The organism is Mycobacterium sp. NGS34, from assembly GCF_059812845.1.
Genome location: NZ_JCALDM010000002.1, coordinates 266,430 through 279,746, shown reverse-complemented (window position 1 = coordinate 279,746; position 13,317 = coordinate 266,430). Strand labels below are relative to the sequence as shown.

Annotated in this window: 14 protein-coding genes; 9 read left to right on the top strand and 5 right to left on the bottom strand. The window is 70.1% G+C overall.

The window, feature by feature from the left end; genetic code table 11:
- Positions 1 to 29 precede the first annotated feature (29 nt).
- Genes AC5Y7V_RS06280 through AC5Y7V_RS06265 form a run of 4 tightly spaced genes read left to right on the top strand, consistent with a single transcriptional unit; the run spans position 30 to position 3,583 of the window.
- Positions 30 to 1,010 (top strand): NAD(P)-dependent oxidoreductase, encoded by a 981-nt coding sequence (locus AC5Y7V_RS06280; protein ID WP_499879173.1) that lies wholly within the window; start codon positions 30 to 32, stop codon positions 1,008 to 1,010.
- A complete protein-coding gene (locus tag AC5Y7V_RS06275) occupies positions 1,007 to 1,660 on the top strand; it encodes an L-fuculose-phosphate aldolase (protein WP_499879172.1) in 654 nt (217 codons plus the stop codon). The genes AC5Y7V_RS06280 and AC5Y7V_RS06275 overlap by 4 nt, the downstream gene beginning before the upstream one ends.
- Positions 1,661 to 2,545, top strand: coding sequence for an MBL fold metallo-hydrolase (locus tag AC5Y7V_RS06270; protein ID WP_499879171.1), 885 nt, complete (start codon positions 1,661 to 1,663; stop codon positions 2,543 to 2,545).
- A 3-nt stretch (positions 2,546 to 2,548) separates the two neighbouring features.
- Positions 2,549 to 3,583: an NAD(P)H-dependent amine dehydrogenase family protein gene (locus AC5Y7V_RS06265; protein ID WP_499879170.1), complete on the top strand. Its 1,035-nt coding sequence runs from the start codon at positions 2,549 to 2,551 to the stop codon at positions 3,581 to 3,583.
- Here the strand turns inward: AC5Y7V_RS06265 and AC5Y7V_RS06260 are convergent.
- Positions 3,572 to 4,429 carry a helix-turn-helix transcriptional regulator gene (locus AC5Y7V_RS06260; protein WP_499879169.1) on the bottom strand — a complete coding sequence of 286 codons (858 nt, stop codon included), beginning with the start codon at positions 4,427 to 4,429 and terminating at the stop codon, positions 3,572 to 3,574. The two genes, AC5Y7V_RS06265 and AC5Y7V_RS06260, sit on opposite strands and share 12 nt — an antisense overlap.
- Positions 4,430 to 4,503: 74 nt before the next feature.
- Between AC5Y7V_RS06260 and AC5Y7V_RS06255 the strand changes: the two genes are divergently transcribed.
- Positions 4,504 to 5,139, top strand: a complete 636-nt coding sequence (locus AC5Y7V_RS06255) for a class I SAM-dependent methyltransferase (protein ID WP_499879168.1) — start codon at positions 4,504 to 4,506, stop codon at positions 5,137 to 5,139.
- Here the strand turns inward: AC5Y7V_RS06255 and AC5Y7V_RS06250 are convergent.
- The gene (locus AC5Y7V_RS06250) at positions 5,118 to 5,969 is read right to left on the bottom strand and encodes an SDR family NAD(P)-dependent oxidoreductase (protein ID WP_499879167.1); all 852 of its coding nucleotides are present in this window, start codon (positions 5,967 to 5,969) and stop codon (positions 5,118 to 5,120) included. The genes AC5Y7V_RS06255 and AC5Y7V_RS06250 overlap by 22 nt on opposite strands.
- Before the next feature lie 82 nt (positions 5,970 to 6,051).
- On the opposite strand from AC5Y7V_RS06250, the gene AC5Y7V_RS06245 reads away from it, so the two are divergent.
- Positions 6,052 to 6,690, top strand: coding sequence for a TetR/AcrR family transcriptional regulator (locus tag AC5Y7V_RS06245; protein ID WP_499879166.1), 639 nt, complete (start codon positions 6,052 to 6,054; stop codon positions 6,688 to 6,690).
- Here the strand turns inward: AC5Y7V_RS06245 and AC5Y7V_RS06240 are convergent.
- Positions 6,665 to 7,879, bottom strand: a complete 1,215-nt coding sequence (locus AC5Y7V_RS06240; RefSeq protein ID WP_499879165.1) for a zinc-dependent alcohol dehydrogenase — start codon at positions 7,877 to 7,879, stop codon at positions 6,665 to 6,667. The two genes, AC5Y7V_RS06245 and AC5Y7V_RS06240, sit on opposite strands and share 26 nt — an antisense overlap.
- Complete coding sequence (locus tag AC5Y7V_RS06235; RefSeq protein ID WP_499879164.1) at positions 7,876 to 8,664, bottom strand: SDR family NAD(P)-dependent oxidoreductase; 789 nt, start codon at positions 8,662 to 8,664, stop codon at positions 7,876 to 7,878. The genes AC5Y7V_RS06240 and AC5Y7V_RS06235 overlap by 4 nt, the downstream gene beginning before the upstream one ends.
- 97 nt (positions 8,665 to 8,761) lie before the next feature.
- On the opposite strand from AC5Y7V_RS06235, the gene AC5Y7V_RS06230 reads away from it, so the two are divergent.
- From AC5Y7V_RS06230 to AC5Y7V_RS06220, 3 genes are read left to right on the top strand one after another with little or no spacing between them, the layout of a single operon-like run.
- Complete coding sequence (locus tag AC5Y7V_RS06230) at positions 8,762 to 9,706, top strand: class I SAM-dependent methyltransferase (RefSeq protein ID WP_499879163.1); 945 nt, start codon at positions 8,762 to 8,764, stop codon at positions 9,704 to 9,706.
- The gene (locus AC5Y7V_RS06225; protein ID WP_499879162.1) at positions 9,699 to 10,607 is read left to right on the top strand and encodes a class I SAM-dependent methyltransferase; all 909 of its coding nucleotides are present in this window, start codon (positions 9,699 to 9,701) and stop codon (positions 10,605 to 10,607) included. The genes AC5Y7V_RS06230 and AC5Y7V_RS06225 overlap by 8 nt, the downstream gene beginning before the upstream one ends.
- A gap of 10 nt (positions 10,608 to 10,617) precedes the next feature.
- Positions 10,618 to 11,529: a class I SAM-dependent methyltransferase gene (locus AC5Y7V_RS06220; protein WP_499879161.1), complete on the top strand. Its 912-nt coding sequence runs from the start codon at positions 10,618 to 10,620 to the stop codon at positions 11,527 to 11,529.
- On the opposite strand, the gene sppA is transcribed toward AC5Y7V_RS06220, so the two are convergent.
- Complete coding sequence (gene sppA / locus AC5Y7V_RS06215; protein ID WP_499879160.1) at positions 11,526 to 13,289, bottom strand: signal peptide peptidase SppA; 1,764 nt, start codon at positions 13,287 to 13,289, stop codon at positions 11,526 to 11,528. The two genes, AC5Y7V_RS06220 and sppA, sit on opposite strands and share 4 nt — an antisense overlap.
- Positions 13,290 to 13,317 lie beyond the last annotated feature (28 nt).

The window sequence follows — 13,317 nt, the reverse complement described above, 5'->3', positions numbered from 1 at the left end:
GGCGTCACCGTACGCCAGCATTGGCGTCTGTGACATCAAGACCGCGCGCCCTGGTCACCGCGCCGCTGCGGGGACCCGGGTTCGACAAGCTCCGGCAGCTGGCCGACGTGGTGTACGACCCCTGGATCGAGCAGACCCCGCTACGGATCTACAGCCCCGAGCAGCTGGCCGAGCGGATCGCCGCCGAATCCGCCGATGTCGTTGTGGTGGAGGGCGACTCGGTCCGCGGCCCGGTGTTCGAGCAGGGCCTGATCGCCGTGGCCTCGACCCGCGGCGACCCGAACAACGTCGACATCGACGGCGCCACCGCGGCCGGCATCCCGGTGCTGAACACCCCGGCCCGCAACGCCGACGCGGTCGCCGAGATGGCGGTGGCGCTGCTGCTGGCCGCGACGCGGCACCTGCTGACCGCCGACGCGGATGTCCGCGGCGGCAACATCTTTCGCGACGGCACCATCCCGTATCAGCGGTTCCGCGGCTGGGAGATCGCCGGGCGCACCGCCGGGCTGGTGGGCCTCGGCGCCGTCGGCCGCGCCACCCGGTGGCGGCTGGCCGGGCTGGGCATGCGGGTGATCGCCCACGACCCGTACAACGACGAGGCCCGGCACGGCCTCGACGAGCTGCTCGCCGAGTCCGACGTGGTGTCCCTGCACGCGCCCGTCACCGACGACACCGCCGGCATGATCGGCGCGCGGCAGTTCGCGGCCATGCGCGACGGCGTGGTCTTCCTCAACACCGCCCGGGCCCAGCTGCACGACACCGACGCGCTCGTCGAGGCGCTGCACGCCGGCAAGGTGGCCGCCGCCGGGCTGGACCACTTCGTCGGCGAATGGCTGCCGGCCGATCACCCGTTGACTTCCATGCCCAATGTCGTGCTGACGCCCCACATCGGCGGGGCGACGTGGAACACTGAGGCCCGGCAGGCGCAGATGGTGGCCGACGACCTGGAAGCGCTGCTGAGCGGCAAGACGCCCACCCATATCGTCAACCCGGAGGTGCTGGGCCCATGAAATCGGTGGCGAACCCCGAAGACGCCGTGCTGGACGCGGCCAAGGACATGCTGCGCCGCGGCCTGGTCGAAGGGACCGCCGGCAACATCTCGGCGCGCCGCTCCGACGGCAACATCGTCATCACCCCGTCGTCGGTCGACTACCGCGACATGCAGCTGGACGACCTGGTGCTGATCGACCCGCAGGGCGAGGTGGTGCACGCCGCCGAGGGCCGCTTCCCGTCGTCGGAGGCGAAGCTGCACCTGGCGTGCTACCAGGCGTTCGACGACATCGGCAGCGTCATCCACAGCCACCCGGTGTGGGCGACGATGTTCGCCATTGCGCACCAACCCATTCCGGCCTGCATCGACGAGTTCGCCGTCTACTGCGGCGGGGAGGTCCGCTGCACGGACTACGCGGCGTCCGGCACGCCCGAGGTCGGCACCAACGCGGTCAAGGCGCTCGAGGGCCGGGGCGCCGCGTTGATCGCCAACCACGGCCTGGTGGCCGTCGGCCCGCGACCCGACAAGGTCCTGCACATCACCGCACTGGTCGAGCGGACGGCCCAAATCGTTTGGGGTGCAAGGGCTCTCGGCGGTCCGGTGCCCATCCCCGACGAGGTGAACCGCAACTTCGCCGGCGTGTACGACTACCTGCGCGCCAACGCCTAGATGCGCGGGGTCCGGTTCGGCCGCGCGAGCGTGGCGCGCGTCGCCGAACTCCAATTCGACCTGGGCACGCACTGTTTCCCGCAGACGCCGCCGGCGGGATGGCGGGACAACGCCGACCTGCTGGTGCCGGACTTCTTCGACCCCGCGACCGATCAGTGGCACATCGCGGTCCAGAGCTGGGTGATCGAGGTCGACGGGCTGACCGTGGTCGTGGACACCGGCGTCGGCAACGACCGCGAGCGCCCGCACATGCCGCCCCTGGACCGCCTGAACACCGGCTTCCTGGCGGCGCTGCAGGCGGCGGGCGTCGACCGCGACGCCGTCGACGTCGTCGTCAACACCCACATCCACTCCGATCACGTCGGGTGGAACACCATGCTCGACGACGGCGCCTGGGTGCCGACGTTCCCCAACGCCCGATACCTGGCGCCGGCGGCCGACTACCGCCACTTCTGCCCCGACGGGCCCGCGGGCCAGGAGCCCGGTGACAGGCTCGTGTTCGCCGACAGCGTCGCGCCCATCGACGGGGCGGGCCAGCTCGTCCAGTGGTCGGACGACTACCAGATCAGCCCGTCGCTGCGGCTGCGCCCCGCGCCCGGGCACACGCCGGGATCCTCCGTGCTGTGGCTGGACGCGGGCCGGCCCGCGGTCTTCGTCGGCGACCTCACCCACAGCCCCCTGCAACTGCGCCGGCCCGCCGACGCCTGCGCCTTCGACGTCGACGCGCCGGCCGCCGCGGTGACCCGCCGCCGGATCTTCACCGAGGCAGTCGAGGCGAAGGCCGCCGTGATTCCCGCGCACTACCCGGGTCACGGCGGCGCGACCATCCGCGCCGTCGAGGACCGATTCGAGGTCGATAAATGGCTGGACACGGATACGGTGTGAGCCATGGCGTACCGAGTGGTCCAGTGGTCGACCGGCAACATCGGCAGGCGGGCGCTCGGCGCCATGCTCGAGCGCGACGACTTCGACGTGGTCGGCGTCCATGCGTTCGGTTCCGACAAGGTGGGACGCGACGCGGGTGAACTGGCCGACCAGGCCCCCGTCGGTGTCGCCGCGACCGACGACGCCGACGCGTTGTTCGAGCTTCGGCCCGACTGCGTGTGTTACATGCCCCGCGCCATCGACTACGACCTGGTGGAAAGGATGCTGCGCCGTGGCATCAACGTCGTCACCACCGGGGATTTCGTGACCGGGTCCCATCACCCGGTCGAACTCCCGGCGCTCGAGGAGGCCGCGCAGCAAGGCGGCGCGACGTTTCTGGGAACGGGATTCGAGCCGGGCTTCATCAACGTCGTGGCCGGCTTCCTCACCGGCGCATGCCGGCGGGTGCACAGCGTCAAGCTCGTCGAAACTCTGGACTGCACAACCTATCCCGTACCGGACGTGTGGAAGGTGCTCGGATTCGGCAAGACCCCACGCGAGCCGGTGACGCATCTCGACCCCGCGGCGCAACGATACGGCCTGGGCTACTTCGAGACGCTGGACATGATCGCCGCCATGATGGGTGTCGAGCTCGACTCCAAGGACGCATTCGTCGAGCCCGCGGTGCTGACCCGGGACCTGAATCTGGGGTGGGTGGATTACGCCGCCGGCACGGCCGGTGGACAGCGCCGAACCTATCGCGGCCATCGCGGCGGGCGCCCGGTGGTCGAGCTGGCCATCTGCTGGACGATGAGCGACGACGCGCTAGAGCCGAAATGGACCGACCCCAAGGGTTTCAGCGTGGTGATCGAGGGCCAGCCGCGCGTCGACGCGACGATCCGGTTCGGCGAACCCGGGGACGACGTGATGACCGTGTTGATGGACAGCACCGCCATCGCGGCGGTCAACGCCATCCCGTTCGTGTGCGACGCGGCACCCGGTGTCATCACCCCGATCGACCTGCCGATCGCCGGATCCAAAGGGGCACTAACGGTTTGACCCGCGCCACGCGCGGGGCGAGGCGCCGTGCGTCCGGCCGAACAGCCGGCTGAAATAGCCGGGGTCGCCGATTCCGACCCGCCCGGCGACCTCCGCGATCGGCAGATCCGTCTCGGCCAGCAACGTGCGGGCCTCGGCCATCCGGCGTTCGATGATCCACTCCTGCACGGTGCGTCCGGTGCGGCGCCGAACCACGGTGGTCAGGTGCGCCGGTGTGATCCCGAGTTCGCCGGCCACGTCGCGCAGCGACAGCGGCTCGGCGTGGCGCCGGTCGATCACCGCGAACACCTCGGCCAGCAGCGGTTCGCCGCTGCGCCGCAGGTCGCCGACCACGTCGACGGCGAGCCGGGCGAGGTCGATCAGCAGCAGCGTGAGATGCGCCAGCGCCGCCTGCTGGTAACCGTCCCGGCGCGCGGTCAGTTCGGTCTCGATCGACGCGATCGCGCCCTCCCACGCCGACCGCCGGTCCGCGGGCACTTCCAGCCGCAGCAGCCCGCCCGATCGACCGTGCAGGAACGGGAACAGCAGCGGATGCGCCCGCCACGCCGGCCACGGCGACCGCCCGTCCTCGCCCAGCGCCGCGGGATCGAAGAAGACGCCGACGCCCGCATCCACACGGCCCACCACCTGGGCGGGGTCGATCACGGCGCCGGCCGCCAGCACATACACGTCGCCCGAGTCGGGGGTGTACCACAGCGCCGGGAATTCGTGAATGTGCCGGCCTTGCTCGGGCAGGTCTTCCCGCCCGGCCCGGAGCACCGACACCGGAGGCGTGTCCGGACCGGTCCGATACCCGTAGATTGGCACGCCCCGGCGGTGCCGAATCATCCGAGCGGGTTGAGTCATGACGCGAAAGATAGTCCTAGTTTTGCCAAAGATCAGCCAACTCAGCTGCGAATTAGCGTTTCATCATGATGAGTATGACAAAACATCATCCACATGACTACCTGCCCGCCGCCGGACACGACGCGCTGCTGCCCTGCTACGACCTGTTCGCCCGCCTGTTGGGAATGCCGAAGGTCTACGGCACCCTGATCGCGCAGGCCGAACTCGCCGCCGGCCAGCGCGTACTGGAAATCGGTTGCGGCACCGGTAATCTCACCACCCGAGTCAAGCGCGCCCACCCCGCCGCCGACGTCACGGGAATCGACCCCGACCCGCGGGCGCTCGACCGGGCGCGACGCAAGGCGAACGACATCCGTTTCGAACACGGCTACGCCGAGCGGCTGCCCTACTCCGACGGCGAGTTCGACCGGGTGCTCTCGTCGATGATGCTGCACCATGTCCACGACGACGCGAAAGCCGCTGCGGTGGAGGAGATCTTCCGGGTCCTGCGCCCGGGCGGCAGGCTGCACCTGGTCGACATCGGCGGGGACGTGGCGACCGACGGCGGCCCCATGGCGCGGCTGATCAGGCGCAATCCCCATGCGGCCGGAAACCTCGGCGGCGCGATTCCCCGGCTGCTGAGCGCGGCGGGATTCGAGTGCAGCGAGCTCGCGTCGACGCCCCACCGCGTCCTGGGGCAATTGAACTACTACCGCGCCACGCGCCCCTGATCAATCCGAAGGCCGCGAAACAGCCTCATGCGGTGGACATTGATTCGATAGAACAGGCCCGGGAACCGGCGGTACAAGTGCCAAATGACCTGAACCGCAGCGGGAAACACGATCAGCGGCCGGTTGTGGTCCACACCTCGCAGTATCGCGCGGGCCGCGGCCGGCGCGCTCATCTGGGGCATCAGGTAATGAGTGCGCCGGCTCAGCGTCGCCACCCGCTCGCGCGGCATGTTGACCACGACCATGTTGTCGTAGATTTTCGTCTTCATGTCGCCCGGGCATGCCGCGCTGACCCGCACGCCGAGGTCCGCTCCCTCGGCGCGCAACGAAAGCGAAAGTCCCACGATCCCATGCTTGCTGGTGCAGTAGGGAACGTTGCCCGGCTGCGGAACCAGCCCACTGAGCGATGAAATGTTCACGATGTGGCCGTGGCCCTGGCGCGCCATGACCTGATACGCGTGCATCGTCCCGTACACCACGCCGAGCAAGTCGACGTCGAGCACGCGGCGCCACTGCTGCATGGAGAGGTCGCGCGAATCCCCGCCGATCGCGATGCCGGCATTGTTGATCATGTAGTCGACGCGTCCGTATTCGGCCACTGCGCCGTCGACCAGCTTGGCCACCTCGGTTTCGTCGGCCATGTCCACCCGCACGGCGGCTGCGTCCGCCCCGCTTTGCTCGAGGCGCCCCGCCACCTGACGGGCGGCGTCGCCGTCGACATCGGCGACCACGACCGTGGCACCACGACGCCCAAGCTCCTCACTCAGCGCCTCGCCCAAACCCATCCCGCCGCCGGTGACGATCGCCACCGCGCCCTCGAACCGCTGCATAACCAATCCTCTCCGGTGCGCCCACGCCAAAAAATTACATCTGATATAAGCTTACATCTAATGTAATAATTGGAAAGGATCGATGACGGCCGACAGGACAAGCCTGCGGGAACGCAAGCGGCAGCAGACCAGGCGGGAACTGATCGTCGCGGCCATGCGCCTGTTCGAGGCGAAGGGCTACGAACGGACGACGGTGGCCGAGATCGCCGCGGCCGCGGGCGTTTCCACCAAGACCTTCTTCAACTACTTCACGAGCAAGGACGAGGTCCTTTTCCCCCACCTGGCGCGGCGGATCGACGCCGCGGTTGCGTTGATCGAGCGGCGCGGACCGGATGCCCCGATGGCCGAGGTGCTCGTGGCCGCAATGCAACACATGCTGGCCGACGCCCTCACCGAGGAGGTCGAGGGCGGCCTGGCCGGAGTCCGGATGCCGATGATCATGTCGGTGCCCGCCGTCCAAGCGGCCACGCTGCATCGCTACTTCCTCGCCGAAAACCAACTCGCCGGGGCGCTGCAGGGCGCCTATCCCGACACGCTCGACCCGGCGGCCGCGGCCGCCGTCATCGGCTCGGTCATGGGGGCGGCCATCGCCGCTGCGCTGGTGTGCCTGCAGGAGGGCGGCAATGGCCAACAGCTGCGCGTCGCGGTCGAACGCGCCATCGACATCGCGATTCACGGGGTGCGTGACATCGGGCCTAACGCTGGTCGAACGCGACCTTGACCGCGCCGCTGTCGGCCTGGTTGGCGATCGCCAGGAAGGCGTCGCGCCACTGCTCGAGGCCGAAGGTGTGGGTCAGCATCGGACGCAAATCCACCCGGCCGGCGGCGGCGAGGTCCAGGTAGTGGGCGATGGCGTGCTTGCGCTCGCCCTCCACCTCCTCGACGCCGAACGCGTTCGACCCCACCCAGCTGATCTCCTTGAAATACAAGGGACTCCACTCCCAGCGGCCGGGCGCGTGCACGCCGGCCTTCACCAACGTCCCGCGGGCCCGCAGCACCCGCACCCCGACCTCGAACGTCTCCGGCTTGCCGACGGTGTCGTAGACGACGTCGAGCGCCCCCGGGTAGGCCATCGGCAGGCCCAGCAGCGGCTGGTGCAGCCGGCCGCCGCCCCACTCGGCCAGTTCCTCGATGACGGCCAGGCGCGGTTCGTGATCGACCACTAACGCGGCCCCGAACCGGCGGGCCAGTTCCTTTTGCGCATCGAACCGTGCGACCACCGCGACGGCCACGCCGGGGTAGAGCGCCCGCAGGATCGCGACCGCGCACAGCCCCAGCGAGCCCGCGCCGTACACCAGCACCCGGCCTTCGGCTGGCGGCGGGTGGCGGGTGATGGCGTGCAGGGACACCGAAAACGGGTCGGCGAACACCGCCAGCTCGTCGGGCACGGAATCCGGGACCGGGAAGAGCATGCTGTCGTGCGCGGGCATCAGTTCGGCGTAGCCGCCCGTCACGTCGGCCGACACCCCGGTGTGGATGCCGGGCTTGATGTCGCCGTCGGTGAAGCTCCAGCACAGGCTGTAGTCACCGGATTCGCAAGCGGGACAGGGCGGTTCGATGCCGCGCGGCCCGCACGACAGCCACGGGTTGAGCACCACCCGCTGGCCGACCTCCAGCCCCCGCGCCCCGGGCCCCATCGCCACCACATCGGCGACCACCTCGTGCCCCATGACTTGGGGGAAAGAGCAGAAAGCGGACATGGCGTTGTCGGCGTCGGCCTCGCCGAAGTCCATCAGGATCTGCTTCGAGTCCGACCCGCAGATGCCGGTCAGCCGCGGCCGGGTGAGCACCCAATCCTCGTGCGGCAGTCGTGGATCCGCGACTTCGCGCAATGCGACCGGGCTGTGGGTCAGTGCGTCGTCGGGTCCCGGCGACGGTTCCGGCGGCACGCCGAACACGAGTGCCCTCATCGCGGCGCCATCCCAGCCGAACCGGCGATGAACGCGTCGAGGTCGGCGTTCTTGGCGTCCACGACCGCTTTCATATCCGGAACGTAGTGCTCGAACGTGTCGCCCCCCAGCGCCTCGACGATGCCCGCTGCCACCTCGTCGGCGGGCACCTTGGGGCCCCGGTATAGCGGTTCCTCGCTGCCCGGATGGTCCCAGATCTCGGTGTCGACGGGCCCCGGCTCGATCAGCTTCACGGCGACGCCGCTGCCGTGCAGGTCGACGGCCATCGCCTCGCTCCAGCCGCACAGCGCGAACTTGCTTGCACAGTAGGCGGTTTCGTGGATGATGCCGAGCCGGCCGCCAACGCTGGACACGTTGACGATCAGACCGGAGCCGCGTTCCAGCATCCGGGGCAGCAGGGCCAGCGTGAGGCGCATCGGAGCGAAGAAGTTCACCCGCATCACGACCTCGACCTCGTCGGGCTCCAGGCCCGCGACCGGGCGGCGCTTCGGGATCGCGGCGTTGTTGATCAGCACGTCGACGCCGCCGAGCGCGTCCCACGCCCGCGTTGCCAGCTCGCGCAGCGTGGCGGTGTCCGCCAGGTCGGCCACCCACATCGCCGATCCCGGCGAGGTCTGCCGGCAGTCGGCCAGCACCTCGGCCAGGCGATCCCGGCGGCGGGCGATCAGCCCCACGACCGCCCCTTGGGTCGCCAGCCGACGGGCCAGGGCCGCCCCCAGACCCGACGACGCACCCGTGATCAGCACCCGTTTTCCGGCGGCCTGGAAAGGGGTTGCGTACGTCATCCGTCAAGGTTGCCGCGAATTGCGGGAAGCGTACAGTGGTAGAAGCTTGTTATATCGGCTAAATATTAGATTAACTACTTCCGAACAGGGGCAGTGCATGAGTTCCACCAGGTATGAGGGCGACACCTGGGACCTCGCCTCCAGCGTCGGCATGACCGCGACGATGGTCGCGGCCGCCCGCGCCGTGGCGAGCCGCGCCGATCGTCCGCTGATCGACGACCCGTTCGCCGAGCCGCTGGTCCGCGCCGTCGGCGTGGACCTGCTCACCCGGCTGGCGACCGGCGAGCTGAATCCGGGCGACCTGAACGACGTACACGACGGCACCGACGGGTCCCCGGGGGCGATGTCGCGGATGGCCGACAACATGGCGGTGCGCACCAAGTTCTTCGACGAGTTCTTCCTGAGCGCGACGCGGGCCGGCGTCAAGCAGGTGGTGATCCTGGCCTCGGGGCTGGACTCCCGCGCGTACCGGTTGGACTGGCCCGCCGGGACCGTGGTCTACGAGGTCGACCAGCCGCAGGTCATCGAGTTCAAGTCCCGCACGCTGGCCGAGCTCGGCGCCGCCCCGACCGCCTATCGGCGGGTGGTCGCCGTCGACCTGCGCGACGACTGGCCCGCCGCCCTGCGCGCCGCCGGATTCGACCCGACCCGGCCGACCGCATGGAGCGCCGAGGGCCTGCTGGGCTACCTGCCGCCGGAGGCGCAGGACCGCCTGCTGGACACCATCACCGAACTCAGCGCGCCGGGCAGCCGGGTGGCGACCGAAAGCGCGCCGACCCGCGAGCCCGGGGACGAGGAAAAGCTGAAGGAACGCATGCAGCGCATCTCCGAACGCTGGCGCGCGCACGGATTCGAGCTGGACATGGCCGGGCTGGTCTACTTCGGGGAGCGCAACGAGGCGGCTTCCTACCTCAGGGAGCGCGGTTGGGCGCTGGAAGGCGTCAGCATCCGAGACCTGTTCGCGGCCAACGACCTTCCGCCCCTGGAGGGTGACGACACGCGCATGGGCGACGTGCTCTACGTGAGCGGCATCCATGAGTGAGGGCCGCACCGACGGCGACAGCTGGGGACCGGCGTCCAGCGTGGGGGCGACGGCCACCATGGTCGCGGCGTCCCGCGCGATGGCCTCGCAGGGACCCGATCCGCTGCTCGACGACCCGTTCGCCGATCCCCTGGTTCGCGCCGTCGGGCTGGACCCCTTCATCCGCATCATCGACGGCGAACTCGAATTCGAGGACGACGCGCTGTTCAACCGGAAGACCCGTCGCGAACAGATCACGGTGCGCACCAGGTTCTTCGACGATTTCTTCACCGGCGCCACCGCCGACGGAGTGCGCCAGGCGGTGATCCTGGCCTCCGGCCTGGACACCAGGGCCTACCGGTTGCCCTGGCCGGCCGGGACGGTGGTCTACGAGATCGACCAGCCTCAGGTCATCGCGTTCAAGACCGGCACGCTGGCCGGGCTCGGCGCCGACCCCACCGCCGAGCACCGCACGATCGCGATCGACCTGCGCGACGACTGGCCGGCCGCGTTGCGCCAGGGCGGCTTCGACGTCACGGCGCCGACGGCGTGGAGCGCCGAGGGCCTGCTGCCCTACCTGCCGCCCGACGCCCAGGACCGGCTGTTCGACCACATCACCGCTCTGTCCGCGCCGGGCAGCCGGTTGGCCACCGAACACGTCCCCAACCCGAACGCGTTTACCGACGAGCGCCTGCAGCAGATCTCCGAGCGGTGGCGGCGCCTCGGTCTCAACCTCGACCCTGCCGACCTGTTCTACCGGGGCGAGCGCAACGTCGTCGGCGACTACCTGACCGCCCACGGCTGGCAGGTGACGGCCTATCCGGCCCGGGAGCTGTACGCCCACAATGGGTTTGAGTTCCCCGAGGACGCGATGACGGCCGCCTTCGGTGACCTCAGCTACGTGGCCGCGACCCTCAAGTAGGGTTTCGCCTATGCCACGCGCTCATGACGACAATTGGGACCTGGCCTCCAGTGTGGGCGTGACCGCGACGATGGTCGCGGCCGGCCGCGCCATGGCGACCAGGGACCCCCGAGGCCTGATCAACGACCCGTTCGCCGAGCCGCTGGTGCGCGCGGTCGGGGTGGACCTGTTCACCAAGATGCTGGACGGCGAGCTCGACCTCGACGCGTTCGAGAACGCGTCGCCGGCGCGCATGCAGGCGATGGCCGACGGAATGGCGGTGCGCACCAAGTATTTCGATGATTACTTCATCGACTCCGTCGGCACCGGCGTGCGCCAGGCGGTCATCCTGGCGTCCGGCCTGGACTCGCGCGCCTTCCGGCTGCCGTGGCCGGACGGCACCGTGGTCTACGAGCTCGACCAGCCGCAGGTGATCGAGTTCAAGACGACCACGCTGGCCGGCATCGGCGCCGAACCCACCGCCACCCGGCGCACCATCGCCGTCGATCTGCGGCAGGACTGGCCCGCCGCGCTGCGCGCCGCCGGACTGGACACGACGGCGCCGACCGCGTGGCTGGCCGAGGGCCTGCTGATCTACCTGCCGCCGGAGGCCCAGGATCTGCTGTTCGACAACATCACCGCGCTCAGCGCGCCCGGCAGCACCGTCGCGACCGAATTCGTGCCCGGCATCATCGATTTCGACCCCAGCCGGGTGCAGGACATGGCCGGCGTTTTCCGGGAGCACGGCGTGGACATCGACATGGCGTCGCTGGTCTACACCGGCGAACGCAACCACGTCGTCGACTACCTGCGGTCCAAGGGATGGGACGTCGAGGGCGTCGAGCGCACGGAGCTGTTCCGGCGCAACGACATCGAGGTGCCGCCCCCGGAGCAGGACGATCCGCTCGGCGAGATCATCTTCATCAGCGGCAGGTTGAGCTAGAGGCGCGAGTTGCCCAGCCACAGCGCGCTTGTACCGCTCAGCGTCTGGCCGACGTTGTCGACCATCCCGGCGATCGCGCGACCAAACAGCGCCCCCAGCGACGCGGCGGCCGGTTGCGACGAGGCCCGCGGCCGCACCAGGTCCAGCAGCGACGACCCCGGATAGCTGACGAGGCGCACCTCGGCGTCCCCGTCCAGGCCCGCGAGGACCTTGGCCCGGCGCACCGCGGCCCGGAAGCCGCCGAGCTCGTCGACCAGGCCGCGTTCCAGCGCGTCGGCGCCGGTCCAGACCCGGCCCCGTGCAACGGCTTCCACGGCTTCGGCGCTCAGGTTGCGGCCCTCGGCGACCCGTTCCACGAAGTCGTGGTAGAGGAGTTCGGCCTCGGCCTCACGGTGCCGGCGCTGCTCCGGGGTGAACGGCGCGTCGATCGACCAGGCGTCGGCATTCGCGTTGGTGCGCACCGTGTCCGACGCGACCCCCAGGCGATCCTTGAGATCGCGCACCACCAGCTTGCCGGTGATCACGCCGATCGAGCCGGTGATCGTGCCCGGATTCGCCAGGATCGCGTCGGCGCCCATCGCGACGTAGTAGCCGCCGGACGCGGCGACGGCACCCATCGACGCCACCACCGGCTTGCCGCGCTCGCGCGCCCGCGCCACCTCGCGCCAGATCGTTTCCGACGCGATGACCGCACCCCCCGGGCTGTCCACCCGCAGCACGATCGCGGACACCGAATCGTCGGCGGCTGCCTCGCGCAGCGCCGCCGCGATGGTGTCGGCGCCGGCCGTCGACGTGCCCAGCGGCAGGAACTGCGGGCCGCCGCGTCCGGTGACGATCGTGCCGTCGACGGTGATCACGGCCAGCGTCGGCTTGGGCCGGCGGCCGGGGACCGACGGCACGGGCGGGCTCAGTCGCGGCCGGGCCGCGCCGGCGTAGCGCGCCAGGTAGAGCCGGGGCGGCGTGTTGTCGTCCGAAACATCCTGCACACCAACCAGTTCCGCGATCCGCGCGTAGGCTTCGTCGCGGAATCCGATTCGGTCGACGAGGCCCGAGGCCACCGCTTCGTCGCGCAGGAGCGGGCCCCGGTCGGCCAACTCGTCGAGCGCCGTGGGCTCGACCTTGCGCGACTCCGCGACCGCCCGCCACACCTGTTCCTGCAGGCTTTGCAGCATCCGCGTGACGGCCTCGCGGTGGGCCTCGGTGAAGCCACCCTCGGTCAAAAGGTTTGCCGCCGACTTGTATTCGCCCGTCGCGATGATTTGGGCTTCGATCCCCGCCTTGTCGAGCGCGTCGCGCAGGAACATGGCGTTGCTCGCGAATCCGATCAGGCCGACGCTTCCCGAGGACTGCATCCACACCTCGCCGAACGCCGAAGCCAGGTAGTAGGACAGCGTGCCCGGGTAGGTCTCGGCCCACGCCAACGAGGGCTTGACGGCGCTGAACGCCGCGATCGCCTCCCGCAGTTCCTGGACCGCCGCCGGCGGCGCCGCCGCGAGCTGCACGCGCGCGATGAGCCCGGCGACCCGCGGGTCCTCGGCCGCGCGGTGGATCGCCGCGACGGTGTCGCGCAGCGACAGCGGTCGGCTGCCCCCGGTGATCATCGCCACGGGATCGAAACCGGTGGTCTCCGGCGGCGCCGCGCGCAGGTCGAATTCGAGCACGCAGCCGTTGGGCACGCCGTGGTGGCGCGCCGTGTCGACGCGGCCGGCCAGGGCGCGCACGTCATCGAGTCCCGGGACAGAAGGCAGGAAACCGAACATATTCGCAGCCTACCGATCGGCCGCCGTA

What these genes read in the sequence shown, in the direction of transcription:
- AC5Y7V_RS06230 (WP_499879163.1), top strand. Translation starts at nt 8,762, where the DNA reads ATGAGTTCCACCAGGTATGAGGGCGACACCTGGGACCTCGCCTCCAGC.
- AC5Y7V_RS06270 (WP_499879171.1), top strand. Translation starts at nt 1,661, where the DNA reads ATGCGCGGGGTCCGGTTCGGCCGCGCGAGCGTGGCGCGCGTCGCCGAA.
- AC5Y7V_RS06260 (WP_499879169.1), bottom strand. Translation starts at nt 4,429, where the DNA reads ATGACTCAACCCGCTCGGATGATTCGGCACCGCCGGGGCGTGCCAATC.
- AC5Y7V_RS06275 (WP_499879172.1), top strand. Translation starts at nt 1,007, where the DNA reads ATGAAATCGGTGGCGAACCCCGAAGACGCCGTGCTGGACGCGGCCAAG.
- sppA (WP_499879160.1), bottom strand. Translation starts at nt 13,289, where the DNA reads ATGTTCGGTTTCCTGCCTTCTGTCCCGGGACTCGATGACGTGCGCGCC.
- AC5Y7V_RS06220 (WP_499879161.1), top strand. Translation starts at nt 10,618, where the DNA reads ATGCCACGCGCTCATGACGACAATTGGGACCTGGCCTCCAGTGTGGGC.
- AC5Y7V_RS06255 (WP_499879168.1), top strand. Translation starts at nt 4,504, where the DNA reads ATGACAAAACATCATCCACATGACTACCTGCCCGCCGCCGGACACGAC.
- AC5Y7V_RS06240 (WP_499879165.1), bottom strand. Translation starts at nt 7,879, where the DNA reads ATGAGGGCACTCGTGTTCGGCGTGCCGCCGGAACCGTCGCCGGGACCC.
- AC5Y7V_RS06225 (WP_499879162.1), top strand. Translation starts at nt 9,699, where the DNA reads ATGAGTGAGGGCCGCACCGACGGCGACAGCTGGGGACCGGCGTCCAGC.
- AC5Y7V_RS06245 (WP_499879166.1), top strand. Translation starts at nt 6,052, where the DNA reads ATGACGGCCGACAGGACAAGCCTGCGGGAACGCAAGCGGCAGCAGACC.
- AC5Y7V_RS06250 (WP_499879167.1), bottom strand. Translation starts at nt 5,969, where the DNA reads ATGCAGCGGTTCGAGGGCGCGGTGGCGATCGTCACCGGCGGCGGGATG.
- AC5Y7V_RS06235 (WP_499879164.1), bottom strand. Translation starts at nt 8,664, where the DNA reads ATGACGTACGCAACCCCTTTCCAGGCCGCCGGAAAACGGGTGCTGATC.
- AC5Y7V_RS06265 (WP_499879170.1), top strand. Translation starts at nt 2,549, where the DNA reads ATGGCGTACCGAGTGGTCCAGTGGTCGACCGGCAACATCGGCAGGCGG.